The organism is Microbacterium sp. ZW T5_45 (assembly GCF_044987415.1).
In the GTDB taxonomy this organism is placed as follows: domain Bacteria; phylum Actinomycetota; class Actinomycetes; order Actinomycetales; family Microbacteriaceae; genus Microbacterium.
Window position 1 is genome coordinate 96,979 of the sequence record NZ_JBJDRJ010000011.1, and the last position, 20,188, is coordinate 117,166.

The 20,188-nt window shown below is 67.7% G+C and carries 16 protein-coding genes and 1 tRNA gene; 10 read left to right on the top strand and 7 right to left on the bottom strand.

The features are described 5' to 3' along the window. Positions 1–8 precede the first annotated feature (8 nt). Positions 9–506 (bottom strand): DUF427 domain-containing protein, encoded by a 498-nt coding sequence (locus ACI3KS_RS08100; RefSeq protein ID WP_404917037.1) that lies wholly within the window; start codon positions 504–506, stop codon positions 9–11. A 36-nt stretch (positions 507–542) separates the two neighbouring features. Between ACI3KS_RS08100 and ACI3KS_RS08105 the strand changes: the two genes are divergently transcribed. Continuing rightward, positions 543–1,139 (top strand): LON peptidase substrate-binding domain-containing protein, encoded by a 597-nt coding sequence (locus ACI3KS_RS08105; protein ID WP_404917039.1) that lies wholly within the window; start codon positions 543–545, stop codon positions 1,137–1,139. Positions 1,140–1,166: 27 nt separating this feature from the next. Here the strand turns inward: ACI3KS_RS08105 and ACI3KS_RS08110 are convergent, their stop codons facing one another. Then, a complete protein-coding gene (locus tag ACI3KS_RS08110; RefSeq protein WP_404917041.1) occupies positions 1,167–2,174 on the bottom strand; it encodes a TerC family protein in 1,008 nt (335 codons plus the stop codon). A 195-nt stretch (positions 2,175–2,369) separates the two neighbouring features. On the opposite strand from ACI3KS_RS08110, the gene ACI3KS_RS08115 reads away from it, so the two are divergent. The 4 genes from ACI3KS_RS08115 (at position 2,370) to ACI3KS_RS08130 (ending at position 6,140) form a co-directional block, all read left to right on the top strand. Further along, entirely contained in the window at positions 2,370–3,026 is a 657-nt protein-coding gene (locus ACI3KS_RS08115) for a TIGR00645 family protein (protein ID WP_404917043.1), read from the top strand. 61 nt (positions 3,027–3,087) lie between these two features. After that, positions 3,088–3,645, top strand: a complete 558-nt coding sequence (locus ACI3KS_RS08120; RefSeq protein WP_404917044.1) for an RNA polymerase sigma factor — start codon at positions 3,088–3,090, stop codon at positions 3,643–3,645. Then, positions 3,642–4,745, top strand: a complete 1,104-nt coding sequence (locus ACI3KS_RS08125) for a DUF4349 domain-containing protein (RefSeq protein ID WP_404917046.1) — start codon at positions 3,642–3,644, stop codon at positions 4,743–4,745. Before ACI3KS_RS08120 ends, ACI3KS_RS08125 begins: the two co-directional genes overlap by 4 nt. Positions 4,746–4,808: 63 nt before the next feature. After that, complete coding sequence (locus ACI3KS_RS08130) at positions 4,809–6,140, top strand: acyltransferase (protein WP_404917048.1); 1,332 nt, start codon at positions 4,809–4,811, stop codon at positions 6,138–6,140. A 46-nt stretch (positions 6,141–6,186) separates the two neighbouring features. On the opposite strand, the gene ACI3KS_RS08135 is transcribed toward ACI3KS_RS08130, so the two are convergent. After that, positions 6,187–7,128, bottom strand: coding sequence for a LysR family transcriptional regulator (locus ACI3KS_RS08135; protein WP_404917050.1), 942 nt, complete (start codon positions 7,126–7,128; stop codon positions 6,187–6,189). A gap of 125 nt (positions 7,129–7,253) precedes the next feature. Here ACI3KS_RS08135 and ACI3KS_RS08140 point away from each other — a divergent pair, with 125 nt between their 5' ends. Continuing rightward, complete coding sequence (locus ACI3KS_RS08140; protein WP_404917052.1) at positions 7,254–8,240, top strand: putative oxygenase MesX; 987 nt, start codon at positions 7,254–7,256, stop codon at positions 8,238–8,240. Between the two features lie 20 nt (positions 8,241–8,260). Further along, positions 8,261–9,295, top strand: coding sequence for a methionine synthase (locus ACI3KS_RS08145; protein ID WP_404917053.1), 1,035 nt, complete (start codon positions 8,261–8,263; stop codon positions 9,293–9,295). 182 nt (positions 9,296–9,477) lie between these two features. Here the strand turns inward: ACI3KS_RS08145 and ACI3KS_RS08150 are convergent. Then, a tRNA-Glu gene (locus ACI3KS_RS08150) sits at positions 9,478–9,550 on the bottom strand. 159 nt (positions 9,551–9,709) lie between these two features. On the opposite strand from ACI3KS_RS08150, the gene ACI3KS_RS08155 reads away from it, so the two are divergent. Then, the gene (locus tag ACI3KS_RS08155; protein WP_404917055.1) at positions 9,710–10,348 is read left to right on the top strand and encodes an MBL fold metallo-hydrolase; all 639 of its coding nucleotides are present in this window, start codon (positions 9,710–9,712) and stop codon (positions 10,346–10,348) included. A gap of 2 nt (positions 10,349–10,350) precedes the next feature. After that, positions 10,351–11,226 (top strand): aminoglycoside phosphotransferase family protein, encoded by an 876-nt coding sequence (locus ACI3KS_RS08160; RefSeq protein ID WP_404917057.1) that lies wholly within the window; start codon positions 10,351–10,353, stop codon positions 11,224–11,226. A 9-nt stretch (positions 11,227–11,235) separates the two neighbouring features. Here ACI3KS_RS08160 and pepN read toward each other — a convergent pair whose 3' ends face one another. Beyond that, the gene (pepN, locus tag ACI3KS_RS08165) at positions 11,236–13,719 is read right to left on the bottom strand and encodes an aminopeptidase N (RefSeq protein ID WP_404917059.1); all 2,484 of its coding nucleotides are present in this window, start codon (positions 13,717–13,719) and stop codon (positions 11,236–11,238) included. A 301-nt stretch (positions 13,720–14,020) separates the two neighbouring features. On the opposite strand from pepN, the gene ACI3KS_RS08170 reads away from it, so the two are divergent. Further along, positions 14,021–17,512: a hypothetical protein gene (locus ACI3KS_RS08170; protein ID WP_404917061.1), complete on the top strand. Its 3,492-nt coding sequence runs from the start codon at positions 14,021–14,023 to the stop codon at positions 17,510–17,512. A 90-nt stretch (positions 17,513–17,602) separates the two neighbouring features. On the opposite strand, the gene ACI3KS_RS08175 is transcribed toward ACI3KS_RS08170, so the two are convergent. Beyond that, positions 17,603–18,562, bottom strand: a complete 960-nt coding sequence (locus tag ACI3KS_RS08175; protein ID WP_404917063.1) for a DNA topoisomerase IB — start codon at positions 18,560–18,562, stop codon at positions 17,603–17,605. Between the two features lie 460 nt (positions 18,563–19,022). Continuing rightward, the coding region (locus ACI3KS_RS08180) for a DUF222 domain-containing protein (protein WP_404917065.1) at positions 19,023–20,188 on the bottom strand (1,166 nt) is incomplete at its 5' end.

The window sequence follows — 20,188 nt, forward strand, 5'->3', positions numbered from 1 at the left end:
AGCTCGCGCTACCAGCCCAGGGAGCCGGGCACGCCCTTGAACGGCCCGACGACGGAGGACGTCACCCACCCGCCGTAGAAGCCGCCGGGCTGCGCGGTGACGACCTCGCCGGCGACCGTGCACTCGTCCATCTGCCCGGCGTACACGGCCACCCGGTCGACGAGCGCCTCGAAGCCCGGCATCGGGTCAGGGTAGGTCCATGCGGCGCCGTCGCGGACGGTGCGTCCGCCGCGCACGTCGAAGTAGGCCGCGGCGCCCTTGAACTCGCAGAACGAGGTGCCGGAGGACGCCGTGAGCGCACCGGCGACGAAGTCGGCGATCGGAAGGTAGTACACGGGTGGGTGGCTCGTCTCGAGGACGCGGACGGCCTTCCGGGTATCGGCGATCAGATCACCGTCGAGGCGGATCGTGATGCGCGCCGCCACCGGCTCGACCCGGGGTGGTCTCGGATAGTCCCACACGGATTCCTGATCGGGAGCGGGGGTGAGAGGAGTCGGCCTGCGCACCTTTTCACTGTACGTCGCTCGGTGTTGACTGAGGGCATGACGGTGCTTCCGATGTTCCCTCTCGGCTCGGTGCTCTTTCCGCACACACCGCTCCCGCTGCGCGTCTTCGAGCCGCGTTACCTCACGATGATCGGGCGGCTTCTCGACGAGGACGAGGCGCAGTTCGGTGTAGTGCTCATCGAACGCGGGCACGAGGTCGGCGGCGGCGATCGTCGCAACGCCATAGGCACGACGGCCCGTCTCGTCCGCGTCGCCGCCGGCGCAGAGGCGCTGCACACGGTGTCGGTCGGCACCGAGCGCTTCAGCGTCCGTCAATGGCTGGAGGACGATCCGTACCCCCGAGCCGAGGTCACTCCCCTGCCGGAGCTCGCGTGGAACGACGCCCTCACACCGCTTCGCGCCCAAGCCGAGGCGATCGTGAGGCGCAGCCTCGCTCGCTCCCCCGATGCTCGCTGGGACGCGAACACCGAACTGTCCGATGATCCACTCGCCGCGGCCTGGCAGCTCGCGGCGCTCGCACCGCTCGGCGAGTACGACAGATACGCCCTGCTTCGATCCACCACGGCAGGCGCAGTGCTTCGTCAGGTCATCGACTTCACGCTCGAGGCGGAGCTTCTGTGGTCGGCCGAGTAAGGTGCGGCCCTCGTGCCCGCCGGGACGTCACTCCGAGCGGGCGGGGGCCTCGGCGGCCGCGCGCTTCTCCCGCGATGACGCGATGAGGCTCGCCGCCGTGGCACCGACCATCGACACCAGGATCACTGTGAGCGACAACCAGATCGGGATGTCGGGCGCCCATTCGATGTGCTCGCCGCCGTTGATGAACGGCAGTTCGTTCTCGTGCATGGCGTGGAGGATCAGCTTCACGCCGATGAAGCCGAGGATGATCGCGATGCCGTAGTGCAGGTACCGCAGGCGGTCGAGGAGGTCGCCGAGGAGGAAGTACAGCTGACGCAGACCCATCAGGGCGAACAGGTTCGCCGTGAACACGATGAAGCTGTCGTGCGTGATGCTGAAGATCGCCGGGATCGAGTCGATCGCGAACATGAGGTCGGTGACACCGATCGCGACGAAGACGATGAGCATCGGCGTCCACATGCGTTTGCCGTCGACGACCGTGCGGATCCGATTGCCGTCGTAGTGGTCGCTGATGTCGATGCGACGACGGAGCAGGCGGACCACGAGATTCTCGCGCTGCACCTCGCCGTCGTGATCGCCCTCGGGCATCGCCTGACGGATCGCCGTCCAGATGAGGAAGGCGCCGAACAGGTAGAACACGGGTGAGAAGTTCTCGATGATCGCGACGCCCAGCAGGATGAAGATCCCGCGCAGGACCAGGGCGATGATGATGCCCACCATCAGCACCATCTGCTGCAGCCGTCGCGGTACGGCGAACTGGGCCATGATCAGTACGAAGACGAAGAGGTTGTCGACCGACAGGCTGTACTCGAGCGCCCAGCCGGTGAGGAACTCCCCCGCCGGAGCCGGGCCGACGAAGAGGAACATGAGGCCTGCGAACGCGAGCGCCAGGCCCACGTAGAAGACCACCCACAGCGTCGACTCTCTGGTCGACGGGACGTGGGGACGGAAGCGGACCAGCAGCAGGTCGCCGATGAGGATGAGGACGAGAACGGCGAGCGAGCCGATCTCGAACCAGACGGGGATGTTCACAGGAGGAGCACGTGCTTTCGGGAGGGGTCGGTGAGAACCGAAAGTCTCTCCCCGCACTCGATGTGCGCCGCACGCCCGGAGCAGCGTCCTCGATGCTCGTGTTGACGGGTCGTGCGAATCCGGGATACTCCCTCTCGCGGTCCTGAGTCTAGACCCGTCACGCACAGGCGGCGGAACCCATGGTGGAATAGTCGCGTGACTCCGCCTCCGCCCTCCGAAACATCCAGCCAGACCATCGCCCCGCTCGAGACTCCTCCCCGCAATCCCTGGGCCCGATCGATCGGCTCGCTGATCTTCGTCAGCCGCTGGTTGCAGGCCCCGCTGTACATCGGCCTGATCATCGCGCAGATCGTCTACGTCGTCGTCTTCATGGTGGAGCTCTGGCACCTGATCGTCGAGGACGTGATGCACGACATCACGCATATCAACGAGGCGACGATCATGCTCTCCGTCCTGGGCCTGATCGACGTCGTGATGATCGCGAACCTGCTGATCATGGTGATCATCGGCGGGTACGAGACCTTCGTCTCGCGCATCAACACCGAGGGCCACCCCGATCAGCCCGAGTGGCTCTCGCACGTCAACGCGAACGTGCTCAAGGTCAAACTCGCCATGGCCATCATCGGCATCTCCTCGATCCACCTGCTGAAGACGTTCATCGCCGTCGGAGACCTGGACCCTACAGGAACCACCAAATCCGAGATCGGGACCTACACGTCGACGGGTGTGCTGTGGCAGGTCGTGATCCACGTCGTGTTCATCGTCTCGGCGCTCGCCCTCGCCTGGATCGACAAGATGTCGCAGAGCACGATCAAGGCCGCCCACGCGTCCTCCGCACCCACCGAGCACTGACTCTGAGACGATCGTCCGTCTGACGACACTTTCCGGGTGAGAGACACCGAACGGAAGAACGATGCCTGCACAGACGAATGATCAGCGATGGGTGGCAGCGGCTGCGGCCGGCGACGAGAGCGCCTTCCGCGACCTGTACCGCGCGTACGTCCGCCCCGTGTACTGGATCGCCCACGGCATCCTGGGCTCGGCGGCGGACGCCGAGGACGTGACCCAGGAGACGTTCGTGGCCGCGTGGCGCAAGCTGCCCGGCTTCGTGCTGCAGGGCGACTCCGTGCTGCCCTGGCTCGCGACGATCTGCCGGTTCCAGTCGGCGAATCGCCTGCGGCGCCAGCGACGCGATGCGGCGCACACCGCGGATGCCGTCGACGAGACGCTGCCGGGCACCGTCAGCGTCGAGGAACAGATCATCACGACCGAGCTGGCCGAGACGATCGTGGCGGCCGTTGGCACGTTGAGCGAGCTCGACCGCGAGATCTTCCTGCTGTGCGCGGCAGAAGGCTATGCCTACCAGGCCGCGGCGGATCACCTCGGCGTCAGCCATTCCGTCGTGCGGAACCGTCTCTCTCGAGCGCGCACCCACGTGCGCGGTGCCGTCAAGGAAGCGAGCGAGGCATGACCGAGAACACCCCCACCCCCGCACTGCCCGAGCTGTCGGATGCCGTGATCACGCGCATCGAGTCAGCCGTCTTCGCACAGGTCGAGGACGAGCCACGACGGCAGACCGTCGCGCCGGCTCGTGCCCGGTCACGTCGCCGGCGCTGGCTGACAGGTCTCGGCGTCGCTGCGGCGTTCGTCGCCGGCGTGCTCGTCACCCCGCCGCTCCTGCTCGCCGCCGGCGGCTCCGACAGCAGCACGGCCGGGGGCGAGATCCCCGGCACCGCTCTGTACGACGCGGGTTCCGCCGATCGCAGCGTCCCGGGGGACGTCACAACGGAGTCGGAGTCGCTGTCGGCATCCGCACCGGACCAGGCGAGCACGGCAGCGGACGAGAGCGTCCGCGAGATCGTCGCCAGCGCCTACGCGACCCTCGAAGTCGACGACGTCGCCGAGGCGGTCGCCGCTATCACCGAGCTCGCGACCGACAAGGGCGGCTACGTCGAGGGCACCGAGATCGGCAAGAGCGGTGCGGTCTACGACACGAGCATCCCGACGCCTGTCGACAGCGGCTACGGCTGGATCAGCGTCCGCGTGCCGTCGGCCGAGCTCCCGGCCGTCGTCGAGGCGCTGGGCGACGCCGGCGAGGTGCTCTCCTCCTCGACATCGAAGCAGGATGTGACGGCCACGGCGATCGATCTACGCGCCAGGGTCGATGCGGCACGCGCATCAGTGCAGCGCCTGACCGAGCTCATGGCGCAGTCGGGCTCGGTGTCGGAGCTGATCGAAGCCGAGGTCGCGCTCACGACCAGGCAGGCCGAGCTCGAGTCGTACGAGCAGCAGCTCGCATCGATCGAGGATCAGGTCGCGATGTCCACCCTCCAGGTGCAGCTCACGCTCCCCGTGGAGCAGGCCTCCGCCGACCCCGCCGGATTCGGCGACGGTCTCCTGGCCGGATGGAACGGGCTCATCGTCTCGCTCAACGCCCTCGTCATCGCGATCGGGTTCGTCCTCCCCTGGCTCGGCGTCGCGGCGGTGATCGTTCTGGTGATCTGGCTCGTGCGGCGCGCCCGTCGGACCCGCCGGGTCACGGCATCCTCCGGCGCGGACGACGACGCGTGACACTGGTGGTGGGCGTCCGGTCCCCCACCACCAGACAGGTCCCCGCCCACTAGAGTCGGCGTCATGAGCCGCACGAGCACCGCGCAGGAGAAGCGATCGGTCCCCGCCGGGCGTGACCTCACGCTCGACCTGGCCCGCGTCGCCTGCGTGGTGCTCGTGGTCTTCGTGCACATCCTCTTCACCGGGGTCGGGCGGGCGGACGACGGCGCTCTGCTCATCGAGAAGACCGTCGAGTTCCAGCCGTGGTTCGCCGCGGCGACGTGGTTGGCGAACATCATGCCGCTGTTCTTCGTCGTGGGCGGCTACGCGGTGCGAGCGGGATGGCGCTCGGCATCGGCCCGCGGGGAGACCGCCGACGCCTTCGTGCGCGTGCGTCTCGCCCGCCTCGCCCGGCCCGCCATCCCGGTCTTCGTGTTCTTCACGCTCGCGCTCGGAGTCGCGCGCAGCATCGGCCTCGACCCCGCCCTCGTCGACACGATCGCGATCGGCGTCGGCTCGCCGCTGTGGTTCCTTGCGGCCTACATGGTCGTGCGGGCACTCGCCCCTCTCATGATCAGGATGCACGGACGCTTCGGCATCCGCGTGCCCATCGTCCTCCTCGCGGCCGCGATCGCCGTCGACGCGTTCCGCTTCGCCTTCATCGGCGGCGTGCTGGGCATCGAGCCGATCCCCGCGACCGGCTACGGGCTCGGTCAGCAGCTGTTCGGCATCCCGAACATCGTGTTCGTCTGGCTCTTCGCGCAGCAGATCGGCTTCTTCCTCTACGACGGCTGGTTCGCGAGGCGCAGCTGGTGGCAGCATCTGCTGATCGTCGTCGGCGGCTATGCCGCGATCTGGGGGCTCGTGTCGCTGGGCGGGTACTCCACGAGCATGCTCACGAACCAGTGGCCGCCCACCGCGCTCATGGCGCTGTTCGCGGTCGTCCAGGCATCCGTGCTCGCGCTGCTGCATCGCCCGCTGACGGCCCTGATGCGCACGAGGGCGGCCCGGGGCGCTGTCTTCATCGTCGGCTCACGGCTGATGACGATCTACCTCTGGCATCTGCCGATGATCATGGTGCTGACCGGCATCCAGCTGCTGCTCCCACTCCCGATGCCGGCTCCAGGAAGTGCGCTCTGGTGGTGGACGCGCCCGGTGTTCCTCGTCGTCGTACTCGCCGCGGTCTGGCTGCTCTCGCTCTGGCTCGTGCGGTTCGAGCAGGCGCCGAAGACCGCGGTGCCGCGCTTCCCCTCGGCCAGAGCGACGATCGCCGGCGTGCTGCTCTTCATCGCCCCGGTCATCGCGATCACGGCATACGGGCTCGACTTCCCGCTCGCTGCGGCGGCCCTTGTCGGCTCTGTGGCGGCGATGTGGCTCACAAGCGGAGAGCGCCGGGCACCGGCTGCCCGACAGTAGTCCATCGGGACGCCGGAGAACGGATGCTGGGTGTCCCGCGCGCTGCTCAGCCCAGCAGTTCGACGCCGAAGCCGGCGACGACGGATCTCAGCTCGGCGAGGTAGCGCTGTGCCTGTTCCGTGAGCGGGATGATCGAATGCCCGATCCATCCGATCTCGATGCGCTCGTCGAGATCGAGCGGGATCGCGACGATTTCAGGGTCGAGGTCGTCGCTGATGATGCCGGTCGAGATGGTGTAGCCGTCGAGACCGATCATCAGATTGAAGATCGTCGCCCGGTCGGACACCCGGATCTCCTGTGCGCTGGACAGCGTCGACAGGATCTCCTCGGCGAAGTAGAACGAGTTGTTGGCGCCCTGATCGAACGTGAGCCTCGGCAGGCTCACGAGATCGTCGAGAGTCACCCGCTCCCGCGCCGCCAGCGGGTTCTTGCGCGAGATGAAGATGTGCGGCTCCGCGAAGAACAGCGGATGGAAGACGAGCCCCGAGTCGCGCAGCAGCTTGTCGATGACGTTGCGGTTGAAGTCGTTGCGGTAGAGGATGCCGAGCTCGCTGCGGAGCGTTCGGACGTCCTCGATGATGTCCCAGGTGCGGGTCTCTCTCAGGGAGAACTCGTACTCCGCTGCGCCGCTTCCCTTGACCATGCGGACGAGCGCATCGACGGCGAACGAATAGTGCTGGGTCGAGACGCCGAGCAGCCGACGGGATGGCGGTCGATCGAGGTAGCGCTGTTCGAGCAGGGCGACCTGCTCGACGACCTGACGCGCGTATCCGAGGAACTCGACACCGTCGGCCGTCAGCGTGACCCCGCGGGCGGAGCGCAGCAGGAGGGTCCTCCCGACCCGCGACTCCAGATCCTTCATCGCGGCGGACATCGTCGGCTGCGAGACGTAGAGCAGATCGGCGGCCGCGCTGATCGATCCCTCGGCCGCGACCTCGACGAAATAGCTGAGCTGCTGAAGAGTGATGCCGTTGGTTCCTCTAGCCATAGGTGATGACTATAGCGAAACATAGCTTCACCGAGTTTCTCGATGGAGAGGCTCGCGCTGCACGATAGAGCTTCAGACTTTCCGCACGGCCGAGACCGGCCGACCACGCATCGAACGGGCCGCACATGGCGAACGAGTTCACCTTCCACATCTCCACCACGCGTTTCGACGAGGACTACTCGCCGTCGGACAGCTCACGACTGACGACGAACTTCGCGAACCTCGCCCGTGGTGAGCACCGCCAGGAGAACCTGCGCAACGCCCTCACGATGATCGATCGCCGATTCAACGATCTCGCGAGCTGGGACAATCCGAACGCCGACCGGTACACGCTCGACCTCGAGATCATCTCCGTGTCGCTGCAGTTCTCGGCCGAGGGCGAGGACCGCGAGTTCCCCCTTCTCGAGGTGCTCGACATCGGCATCATCGACACGACGACCGGCCTCCGCCACCACGGCATCGTCGGCAACAACTTCTCGTCCTACCTCCGCGACTACGACTTCAGCGTGCTGCTGCCCGCGAAGACCGCCGACGGCAGCGGCATTCCCGAGGACTTCGGCGATCTGCACGGCAAGCTGTTCCAGCACTTCCTCGACTCCGCCGCCTACCGGGAGCGCTTCACCGTGTCGCCCGTGATCTGCATCAGCGTCTCGACGAGCAAGACATACCGTCGAACCGAGAACCGCCACCCGGTGCTCGGCGTCGAATACGTGCAGCCCGACCATTCACTCACCGACGTGTACTTCGGCAAGATGGGCCTGCAGGTGCGCTATTTCATGCCTCCGGGTGCGGTGGCGCCGCTCGCCTTCTACTTCCGCGGCGATCTTCTCAACGACTACTCCAACCTCCAGCTCGCCGGCACGATCAGCACGATGGAGACGTTCCAGAAGATCTATCGACCCGAGATCTACAACGCGAACTCTGCCGCTGCGGTCGAGTACCGACCGACTCTCGACCAGCAGGACTTCTCGCGCACCCGGGTCGACTACGACCGCGAGGAGCGCAGCCGCCTCGCCGTCACCCAGGGCAGGTACACCGATGAGCACTTCGTGCAGCCGCACGGGGATGTGCTCGAGCAGTGGGCGGCCGCGTACCCGGCCCCCGTCGGTTGAGCGTCGGAGGAGACACGATCATGAACACCCTTCTTCCGACGTCGATCGTCGGCAGCCTGCCCAAGCCCGCCTGGCTCGCGAAGCCCGAGATCCTCTGGGCTCCCTGGGAGCTGCAGGGCGACGCCCTCGTCGAGGGCAAGCACGATGCGCTGCGCAGCGCGGTGCTCGAGCAGAGCAACCGCGGGATCGACGTGATCAGCGACGGCGAGCAGACCCGACAGCACTTCGTCACGACGTTCATCGAGCACCTCGACGGCGTCGACTTCGAGAAGCGCGAGACGGTGCGCATCCGCGATCGCTACGACGCCAGCGTGCCGAGCGTCGTCGGTGAGGTGAGCCGCCGTGCTCCGGTCTTCGTCGACGACGCGAAGTTCCTGCGCCAGCAGACCGATCAGCCGATCAAGTTCGCGCTGCCGGGGCCGATGACGATGATCGACACCCTGTACGACGGGCACTATCGCAGCCGGGAGAAGCTCGCCTGGGAGTTCGCGACGATCCTCAATCAGGAGGCACGTGAGCTCGAGGCAGCCGGCGTCGACGTCATCCAGTTCGATGAGCCGGCGTTCAACGTCTTCTTCGACGAGCTGAAGGACTGGGGCGTCGCCGCGCTCGAGCGCGCCGTCGAGGGACTTCAGGCCGAGACCGTGGTGCACATCTGCTACGGCTACGGCATCAAGGCGAACACCGACTGGAAGGCCACGCTCGGCGCGGAATGGCGCCAGTACGAGGAGTCCTTCCCGCTGCTGCAGCAGTCCGCCGGCATCGACGTGGTCTCTCTCGAGAGCCACCGTTCACGCGTTCCGATCGATGTCGTGGAGCTGCTACGCGGCAAGAAGGTGATGCTCGGGGCGATCGATGTGGCGAGCGAGGAGATCGAGACGCCGGAAGAGGTGGCCGACACGCTGCGGAAGGCGCTCGCGTTCGTCGACGCAGACAAGCTCATCGCGAGCACCAACTGCGGTATGGCGCCGCTTCCGCGCTCGGTCGCGTTCGACAAGCTGAGCGCTCTGAGCGCCGGTGCCCGGATCGTGCGCGAGGAGCTCGCCGGCAGCTGAGCATCCCAGGATCCGACGACGGAAGCCGCGACACAGACCCCTGGGAACGCCCGGCCTCGGCCGGGCGTTCCTCGTCATCCGCGGCGGGAACAGTCCCCGAGGTGGGAACACCTCGCGGGCGTCCGCAGCGCTCGCAGAGACGAAAGAACCCCCGGCAGAAGCCGGGGGTTCTTTCGGTGTTGTGACCCCAGCGGGATTCGAACCCGCGTTACCGCCGTGAGAGGGCGGCGTACTAGGCCGCTATACGATGGGGCCAGATCTTGCGGAACTTTTCCGTTCCGCGCCAACCGTTCAAGTATGGCATGACGATTCTCGCGTCACCAAATCGGGGCGGATGCGACCCGGATCCCGGGCGTGGCGTCAGGGGGCGACACGGAGTTTGCTCCTCGAAGGAATGAGGAGTTGACTCGTCCCATGCGCGTCACGAAGTTCGAACATGCCACCCTCCGCATCGACCAGAACCACGAGACCCTGCTCATCGATCCGGGCTCGTTCACCGCTCCCCTGACGGATCTCAGCGAGCTCGTCGCCGTGGTCATCACGCACGAGCATCCCGACCATTGGACCCCGGAACAGCTCGACCGCATCCTCCGCGCGGCACCCGGCACGCCCGTGTTCGCTCCTGCCGGGGTCGCGGCGGCCGCCGAGGGCTATGAGATCACGGTCGTCGCCCCCGGCGACACCGTGCAGGCCGGAGAGTTCACCCTGACATTCTTCGGCGGCACGCATGCCGTCATCCACTCCTCGATCCCCACCATCGACAACCTCGGCGTGCTGGTCGACGGCGAGCTCTACTACCCGGGCGACTCCTACGCGGTCCCCGAGGGCATCGAGGTGGGCACGCTGGCCGCTCCCCTCGGCGGCCCGTGGCTGAAGATCGGAGAGGCGATCGACTACGTCCTTGCGACCAAGCCCCGTCGGGCTTTCGGCACCCACGACATGACTCTGTCGGTCGTCGGCAAGGGCATGCATCGGCAGCGGCTGCAGTGGGCGACCGAGCAGAACGGCGGAGAGTTCTTCGTCCTCGAGCCCGGCGAGTCCCTCGACATCTGACGATGGCGGTCTCCCCCGCCGCCGAGCACGATCTGGATGCGTCGGGCGTCCGAGAGCTGCTGCGCGCCGAGGCACCCCAATTCGCGGACCTCTCGCTGGTTCCCGTCGCGGAAGGCTGGGACAACCGGATCTGGCGTCTGGGTGAGAACCACGCCGTGCGAATCCCCCGCCGCGAGGTCGCAGCACCTCTCATCAGGAACGAACAGCGTGCGCTGCCGGTGATCGCTCCGGCCCTGCGCGCCGTCGGCATCCGCACCCCCGAGCCCATCGTCTCGGGTTCGCCGTCCGGCGTCTTCCCCTGGCCGTGGTCGATCGTGCCCTGGCTCGACGGCCGCGCCGCGCTCAGGGACCTGCGATCCGCGAACAGATCGTGGGCGCCACGACTCGCGACCGCGCTCAGAGTCCTGCATCGCCCCGCGCCCGCAGACGCTCCGCACAACCCGCTGCGTGGCGTCCCGCTCCGCGAGCGAGACGCCACGATGCGCAGTCGACTCGCCGGTGTGGATCTGCCCGTCCTTCGAGACGTCTGGGAAGCCGGAGTGGTGGCGCCCGTCACGACGGAGCGCGTGTGGATCCACGGCGACCTCCACCCCGGGAACCTGCTGCTCCGCAGGGGCGATCTGCACGCCCTGATCGACTTCGGCGACGTCTCCGCGGGAGACCCGGCATACGACCTGGCCTCGGCGTGGCTCCTGTTCGACGCGGCGGGTCGTCGATCATTCCGACAGGCGACGGACGAGCGCTATGACTCCTCCACCTGGACACGTGCACGCGCATGGGCCGCGTATCTGGCAGGGGTGTTCCTCGCACAGAGCGATGATCGACCTGAGCTCCGAGCGCTCGGCGAGAGCACGGCTCAGGAGCTGGCCTTCGCCTGAGCGTGCCTCTCAGGCGAAGGACGCGCGCACCCGCAGCTCGCGCGCGAGGTGGTCGCGCTGCTCCACGACGATGCGACGCAGCGCCGCAGGCGCGTCGAGGTGCGCGGCGAGCCAGGCGTCGACCGCGTCGACCGACTCCGCGGCCGGGAACAGCCCGATCACGAGGCGCTGGGCGAGCTCGATGCTGCGGGTGCGCCAGGCGTCGGCGATCCGCTCGAAGTACTCCGCGTCGAAGCGCGCGATGAGGTCGCGTCGACCTCCGGCACGGAAACCCGCGATGGACGCGTCGAGGTGGTCGTTGCTGAGCGACTCGTCGTTCCATGCGGCATCCCACGCGTCGGCTCGCACCTGAGCTTCCGGGCGTGAGGCCAGCACCCTCCGGGCCGCCGTCCTTCCGCTTCCCGTGTCGTCGCGCTCGAGCTCCGTGGCGACGTCGGCTGCGCTCGCGTGCCCGGTCGCGACGAGCGCCGTGAGCAGCTGCCAGCGCAGGTCGGGATCCACGATGAGGCCGGCAGGTCCGTCGCCATCGCGCAGCGATCGTACGAGTGCATGCTGCGCGTCGTCGAGAACGGATGCCGTCGCCAGAGCCCGTGCCCACGAGAGCTGGGCGTCGCTGCCGGGTTCGGCAGCGCTCAGCGCTGCGGCGGTGGTCTCCGCCCATGTGCGCGCCTCCTCAGCGCGCACCCTCTCGGGAAGGAAGTGCTGCACTGCGAAGGAGGCGTTCGCCAGTACGCCGGTCAGAAGTCCGATATTGCCCTCCGCCGGAGCATGCGTGCGCACGATCGCCAGATACCGACGCGGGTCGAGCTCTGCGTCTCTCGTCGCGTTCCACAGCGACGACCACACGAGTGCGCGGGCGAGGGGATCCTCGATCGACGAGAGGGACCGTTCGACCGTCTCGAGCGAGCGGTCGTCGAGGCGCACCTTGGCGTAGGTGAGATCGTCGTCGTTGATGAGCACGAGGTCGGCATCCGGCCGGTCGATCGTCATACGTTCGTCGACGAGATCGAGCGACACCTGCGATGTGCGGACCAGACGACCGTCCTGCCACCCGTACCCGCCGATGCGGAGGCGGTGCGGTCTCGGATCGGTCTGCGCGAGCTGGTCGCGCCCGTCGGCATCCTGCTGCCAGTTGATCGTCGACAATCCGGATGTCTGCAGCCATGCATCCGACCAGGTGCTCATGTCGCGCCCCGACACGTCGCTCAGCTGCACCAGGAAGTCGTCGAGCGTCGTGTTGCCGAACGCGTGGGCGGCGAAGTACCGGCGGGCACCCTCGAAGAACGCGTCGTCGCCGACGAAGGCGACGAGTTGCTTGAGCACCGATGCCCCCTTGGCGTAGGTGATTCCGTCGAAATTGAGCTTGGCCGCCTCGAGATCGACGATGTCGGCGACGATCGGGTGCGTGGTCGGCAGCTGATCCTGCTGATACGCCCAGGCCTTCCTCCGCAGAGCGAACGTGACCCACGCGTCGTGGAATCGGGTGGCGATCGCCGAGGCGTGCGAGCCCATGTAGTCGGCGAAGGACTCCTTGAGCCACAGATCGTCCCACCAGGTCATCGTGACGAGGTCACCGAACCACATGTGGGCCATCTCGTGCAGGATCGTGTTGGCGCGCGCGGCGCGCTGAGCATCCGTGGCCGCGCCGCGCGAGATGTACGCCTCGGTGAAAGTGACCAGGCCGGGGTTCTCCATGGCACCGAGGTTGTACTCGGGCACGAAGATCTGGTCGTACTTGCCCCAGGGATACGGGTAGGCGAAGGCATCGGTGAAGAAGTCGAGCCCCTGGCGGGTGACCTCGAGGATCTCGTCGGACTCGAGGTGCGGGGCCAGCGAACGTCGTACCAGCACGCCGAGGGCGATCTGCTGCTCGTCGCGACGCCACTCCCCCTGCACCCGGGCATAGGGGCCCGCCGCCACCGAGGTGATGTAGCTCGAGATCGGCAGGGTGGGGGCGAACTCGACCCGCTGCACTCCGACTCCCACGTCGAGCTTCGCGGCCACCTGGTTCGACAGCACCTCCCAGCCGGCCGGCGCGTCGACCACGAACGTGTACGAGGCCTTGATGTCCGGCTGTTCGAAGCACGCCATCACCCGTCGCGAGTCGGCGGGCTCGTACTGGGTGTAGAGGTAGGTGTTCTCGTCAACGGGGTCGTGAAAGCGGTGCATTCCCTCGCCGGAGCGACTGTACGCCGCGGTCGCCTCGACCCGCACGGTGTTGATCGTGCCGAGGCCGCCGAGCCGGATGCGCGCACCGTCGTAGTCGATATCGACCTCGACGCCGTTGACGACCACGCGATCGACCGACTCGCCGATGAAGTCGAGCCAGGTCTCGGTGCTCGTCGACTCGAATTCGAGGGTGGTGATCGTCGGGAACCCGGTGCGGGCGCGCTGCGGAGCGCCGGTCAGATCGAGTTCGACGCGGATACTGCGAGCGGTGACGACAGCGGATCGCGCCGCCGTCTCGTCTCGGGTGAGGTCGGCTGTGTCCATGCATCCATCCTCGCACCAGGCCCCCGCGACCACGACGGTGCCCCGTGCACGGCGGAATATACCAGTGACCCGCAGGTGCTCCGCGATTCCGTTCGGACACGAAATGAGAACAACTCGATTCGGACGCATGAAAGTTGCCCCTCCCGGTTACAGATTGTTTCCGCGGTGTAAACCTCTGCCGTTTTGGTCAGGCGGCGACACGGCGCTCTCATAGCGTCGTGCGGGTCGGCGCATCGCCGGCGTCCCCCACCCGACACCGAGGCCGGAATCACGATTCCGGCTCAGACTCTTCTGGAGTGCAGTGAGAAAGCACACGAACGCGCGCCTCAGATGGCTGGCGATCACCGCCGCCGTCGCCACCCCCTTGATCGCGCTGAGCACCCCCGCAGCGGCAGTCGCTGCTCCCGACGACGGCGACACCGTGGCAGCAGGTGACGACTGGTCGGTCGTCAACGCGGCCGGCGGTTATCTCGTCACGTTCGAGCTCGACGAGCCTCTGCCGATCGTCAGTGACGCCCCGACACTGCTCGCCGACGGCGAGGTCATCGGTCTCGCCACCGAATCCGATGACGGTCGCTCCCTCAGGGTCTTCACCAACGATCCGCGCGTCACGACGGCGGAGGACGTCGAGAAGGGGTGGGCGTCGGGAGATTCGGCCAAGGCCGCCGAAGACGCCGAAGCGGAACGCGTCGTGGATGAGCCGAACCAGGAGCTGCTGGATCAACTGAGCCGTATCGACGCGGCACCGGAGGTCGCGGATCCGAGCGACCCCGGCGAGTACACGGTGACCGAGGCTGAGTACGACTTCGGCGATCGAGCGATCGCCCTGTCCGGGATCTCCGGGATCCGTGGCGAGGTGACCGGCAAGATGTACCTCACGAGTGCGGCGGGAGAACGGCCGACGGTCGTGCTGCTGCACGGACGTCACGGCTCCTGCGCCACGAGCGGTACGCCGGCGAATCGTTGGCCATGCGCTCCGTCGCAGGTCAATGTACGCAGCTATCAGGGATACGAGGGCACGGGTCGCGCGCTGGCCTCGCATGGCTACAACGTGCTGTCGATCGCGGCGAACGCGGTGAACTCCAACGACAACCAGCTCGCCCTGGATTACGGTGCGAAGGCACGCGGACAGCTGATCCTCGACACTCTGGAGATGCTCGAGAAGGCGAGCTCGGGAGCACCCGTGGCGTTCGACGACATCTCCTGGCCGGATGCCGAGGGAACCGTCACGACCACCACCCGAACGCTCGACGAGGCTCTGGTGTACGCGACGACACGACGCGACGCTCCTGCCCCTGCCGCGGGCGTCACGGCCTCCGCACTCGTCGGCCGTTTCGACCTCGACAGGGTGGGCATCATGGGGCACTCCCGCGGCGGCGAAGGTGCGACGTCCGCGGTCACGCTGAACCAGGCGAAGGAGGATCCGTTCGGCATCGTGTCGGTGCTCCCGCTGGCGCCCGTGGACTTCGGTCGGATGACCGTTCCGGACGTGCCGATGGCCGTCTTCCTCCCCTACTGCGATGGAGACGTGAGCAACCAGCAGGGTCAGCACATGATCGATGACTCCCGTCACGCCTTCGGCGACGAGGTCATGCGCTCGGCGGTCTGGGTCATGGGGGCGAACCACAACTTCTTCAACACGGTGTGGACGCCGGGGCTGTACCCCTACTCCACGAGCGACGACTGGAGCGCGTCGGACCGCACCTCCTCCTGCAGCACGTCGGATGCGAGCAGGCTGAGTCCTTCCCAGCAGTATCAGGTCGGCGTCTCGTACATGACGGGCTTCTTCCGCCTCACGATCGGCGGCGAGAGCGAGTTCCAGCCTCTGTTCGACGGTGCCGCGGCACCGTCGACCACCGGCACGACGTACGCGGACGTGCGAGTCATGACGTCGCAGCCGACCTCCGCCACCAGCCTGGTCTCGCCGCTGAACGACTCGAGCTCTCTCGTCCGTGCGGCCGGGAACGCCGCGGCGCAGGTCTGCGCCAATGCGGAGACCGCGACGTCGATCGCACCGTCCGTCCCGTACTGCACGGTCCGACCGGTCGGCACGTCACGTGTCCCGCACTGGACTCCGGTGCGTTTCGGTCTGAACGTGCCCGCATACCCGGTCACGCGCTTCACGTGGACCGGCTCGACGAGCGACCCTTCCGCTGTGAGCAACGGGCAGCTGATCGTCACGGTGCCCGAACGCGCTCGCGATGCATCCGATCGCACGCAGCTCACGGTGAAGACCGCTCCCGACATCGCCGTGCCTCTGGGCACCGACTTCACCATCACCGTGGTCGACGGCCAGGGTCGCACGTTCAGCCGCGCAGCGTCCGAGGTGAATCCGCTCGCCGTGAACCGGATGCCCGGTGGAACCCATACGACCCTCAACAAGGTGGTTCTGCAGCAGCTCACGATCCCGACCGCGGATATGACCGGAATCGACCTGAGCGACGTGCGTGAGGTGCGGTTCTCGGCCGGCGTCGGTGCGGACGGCACGGGGGCCGGCGGGATCTACCTGTCGGACCTCGCCTTCGACACGCCGACATCCACGCCCGCCGTGATCGAGACCCGGACGACCGTCAACATCGCGAAGACCTGGGTGGAGGAGGGTGACGCGCCGGACGTCGTCGACGTCGCCGTCTATCTCAACCGCCCGGAGTCCACGCCGGTCACGACGGGCGTCAGCTTCGTGCCCACCGCCGGGCCGGTTGCGGCATCCGTCTCGAGCGTCACCTTCGAGCCGGGCGAGACGTGCAAGAGCGTGTCGGTGCCGATCACCGGGAACACGGATCCGTCCGGTGCCGCGTCGACCGCCATCACGGTCAGCGCGACCAACACGACGACCGCTGTCATGGGCGCGAATGCGTTCAACACGCTCAACGTGCGGGAGGATGACGGTCTCACCAGCGGAGCCGAGCTCGGTTCCCCGGTCGGCTTCCAGGGCGATGTCTGCGCTGAGCTCGCGGCCTCTCGTGAGTCCGGTGAACTGGATGCGTCTCAGGATGCCGTCGCACCCGGTGGCCACGTCTCGTTCACCGCGCGCGGATATCGTGCCGGCGAAGCCGTGGCGTTCACCTACCGCGGCGACGCGCTGGCGACCGTGGTCGCTGACGCGGACGGCGTCGCCGAAGCCAGTGCGGCGGTGCCGGAGGATTCGGAGCTCGGCTCTGTCGAGGCGACGGCCACCGGTGTCGGATCCGCGCGCGTGCAGTCGGTCGTGATCGATGTGCTCGCCCCGACGGCCACCGCGCTCACGCTCGCCGAGGGTCAAGAGCCGACCGAGGGCGAGGACCTGACTCTCATCGCGACCGTGTCCGGCGCCGTGACCGACGGATCTGTGACGTTCTCCACGACACCGATCCCCGGTGCCGTGGATGCGCTGCGTGCGGACTCGCCGCAGACCGCCCTGGGAACCGCTGACGTGGCGGACGGTGTCGCGACGTTCACTCTCGTCGGCGGGCTGCCCGCCGGGGAGCACGCCGTGGTCGCGACGTTCGAGCGCACCGCGACTGCCTCGGCGTCTTCGTCGGAGCCGTTGGTGTTCGAGGTGGCCGCCGCTCCGGTGACCGAGCAGCCGGGCACCGAGTCCCCGGAGCCGACCGATCCCGGCGGATCGTCCTCGGGCTCGGCTGGTTCCTCGGGCGCGGCAGGTTCGTCGACGGATGGAGCGGGCGCGGGCGTGCTCGCTGCGACAGGAGCCGAGATCGCGGTGGGCTCGCTGCTCGCGGCCGTCGCGCTCCTGCTCGGTGGCACGACGATCCTCGTCGCACGCCGCCGCAGGTCGGCGGCATCCGACAGCTGACCTGATCACCGGCGCCGTGGGGCGCACCGTTCACAGACGGTGCGCCCCGCGGTCGTTCTGCGGGCAGGCGATGCGCCCGAGGTGCGTGCCTCAGCCGAGCAGCCGACGGATCGCGCTCTCGGGTGACACGCTCCGGTCGAGGATGCGTCCGCGGTTGTACTCGCGGAAGACCCGCGGGTCGATGTAACTGTTCCGCGCGACAGTGGGGGTGTTGCCCAGGGCCGTCGCGGTCGCCTGCACGGCCAGCCTCTCGGCCTTGCGTCGATCGGAGCGTGAGTCGAAGCATCCGAGCTGCGCCAATGCGTCTGCGGCGACGATCGTCCCGTGCAACGTGCGGAAGTCCTTCGCAGAATAGGCGTCGCCGGTCACCTCGCGCACGTGGGTGTTGACCTCGGAAGAGGTGATGCGCACGCGACATCGGCCCTTGCGGTACGCGAGCAGCGGGGCTCTCGGCGCGCCGACGGCGAACTCAGCGACGGCTTCGGCCAGTGCCGCGTCCACGACCTCGATCTCCGCGGTGCGGCCGCTTTTGGCCGGGAATCGCAGGGCCACACTGTCGCCGTCGACGCTCGCATCTCGCCGCTGCAACGTGCTCAGGCCTCTGCTGCCGTTGCGGGCGAGATAGCGCTCCGAGCCGATCCGCAGCGCCGCGTCGTCGAGCAGTCGGAACGCGACGGCGAGGGCACGGTCTCTGGTGAGTCCCTCAGAGCGGAGCGCGATCGTCACCCGTCGCCGGGCTGCAGGCAGTGCCTCGGCGAGCCGCAGGGACCGCTGGAACTTGCGGCGGTCGCGACGCACCCGCCAGAGCGGGTGGTACAGGTATTGGCGGCGTCCCGCTTCATCGGTTCCGACGACTTGGATATGGGCGAGCGGGTCGGCAGCGATCCAGACGTCACGCCAGGCGGGCGGAATCACGAGATCGCGGATGCGGTCGCGGTCAGCCTCCGGCGCAGGTTCGTCCTGAGCATCGAGATATCGGAAGCCGTTTCCGGCGCGCACCCGCCGATAGCCGCTGTCTTCGCCGGGAATCACTCTGATCAGTGCGACCACGCCTCACCCTCCGTCTGCCTCACGCCACGAGGCTGCCCTCCGGAAACGCTTCAGAGAAGGGCATGGATTCTCGAGACGCGAACTGGTAATCGGCCAGGCGACACTGGCGGAGACGACGAACGGATGTGATGGCATGCGGCGATCCTGGCCCGCCCGATGTAGCTGGGACGAACGGAGCGGAGCACCGTACCTCGTTCGCCGGCGCCTGCCGGCATCTCCCTCTTGCCCACCAAGGCGCGCGGGCGGGCACCAGCCGCTCTTCCTGTGCCGGTGCCAGCGTGTGGACGCACGCGCTCGCTCCGTTCGACCTCAGCGGGCGCACGCAAGAGGCGTCACAGTCCCCGCATCTCAACGTCATCCGGTCGCGTCAAACGGATCACAGGAGAGAACAGGCCGGAGCGGAGCACGGCAGTGCAGCCAATCAGCCGGGCCGAGTGTGGTGGTCCGCTTCCCCGCGTGGTCAGCCGGTCCCGGCGGCGAGAGCGGGTCGGAGAATGGGTCGTGGGGTGCGCCACCTGCGGGCGGGGTCCCACCATCCCGGACCCCGGATCTCGGGCACCCCATGGTGCATGCGGATCTCCCACCCCGACGTATCCAACGACCGGTGGTGCCACCAGCACAACGGGACCCCGTTGTCCGTATGCGTCGGCCCACCCCGAGCATGCTCGGTCACATGGTGGATCTCGCACCACGACGCCGGCACATGACACCCCGGGATCAGACACTCCTTATCCCGCAGGATGATCGCCCGCCTCTGATGGACCGTGAAGACCCGGTCGGTGACACTGATCCCCACGATCCTGCCCTCATCCATCAACACCCTCTGAATCGCCCCCGTGCATGCCGTGTGCGTCGCAACAGAGACCGGGACGTGGGCGAGGGACCCGTTGTCCGTTCCCGGAGCACCCGGGATCCGCGCCCACCCGGACCCTGTCGCAAGGTCCGACACGTTCACGTGCACCACGAGCGTCGGCGACGCCCCACCCAACGTCGGGGTGTCCTCATGCCGTGCGGCGATGCCCAGTGCGGCAGCGAGGGCGTCATGCCGCTTCATCCCCGCATCCCGGGAATCCAGGCGTGACGTGTCCGGCATCGCCTCGCTGTGCTCGGATTCCGAATCGGACTCGCCGCATTCGCCCTCTCGCGCGGACTCCCCGTCAGAGGGAGAGAACCGGACACCTGCCGGGATAGGTGCCCCGCCGACTTTCGGGTTGTTGTGCGCGTCGAAGATCAACTGCAACTGCGCAGCGACCTCCGGCAACAGGTTCCCCGTGATCGAGTGCAAGCCGTTCTTCGCCGCCCCGATCCTCACGAACCTCCGCGACGACGCATCCCTGTCCTTCGGCTCCGCCCCATCCGGGGCCAACACCGCCGCGAGATACTGGGCAGCGTTGCGCAACTCCCCCGGCGTCGCCGGCGGACCCTGACGAACACCACCATCATCGTCGACACCAGCATCCGTCACCCCCGTGTCACCATCCGCATCCCGGTGCCCGCGGGCGAACCCCGCCAACAGCTCATCCGCCGCCAACCGGTCCTCCGGACGCAACCTGTCCTGGATCGCCTCCAACGGGCCGATCGCCGCGAGAAACCCCGCCACCCCGATCACCCCGTCCAACAGCACCT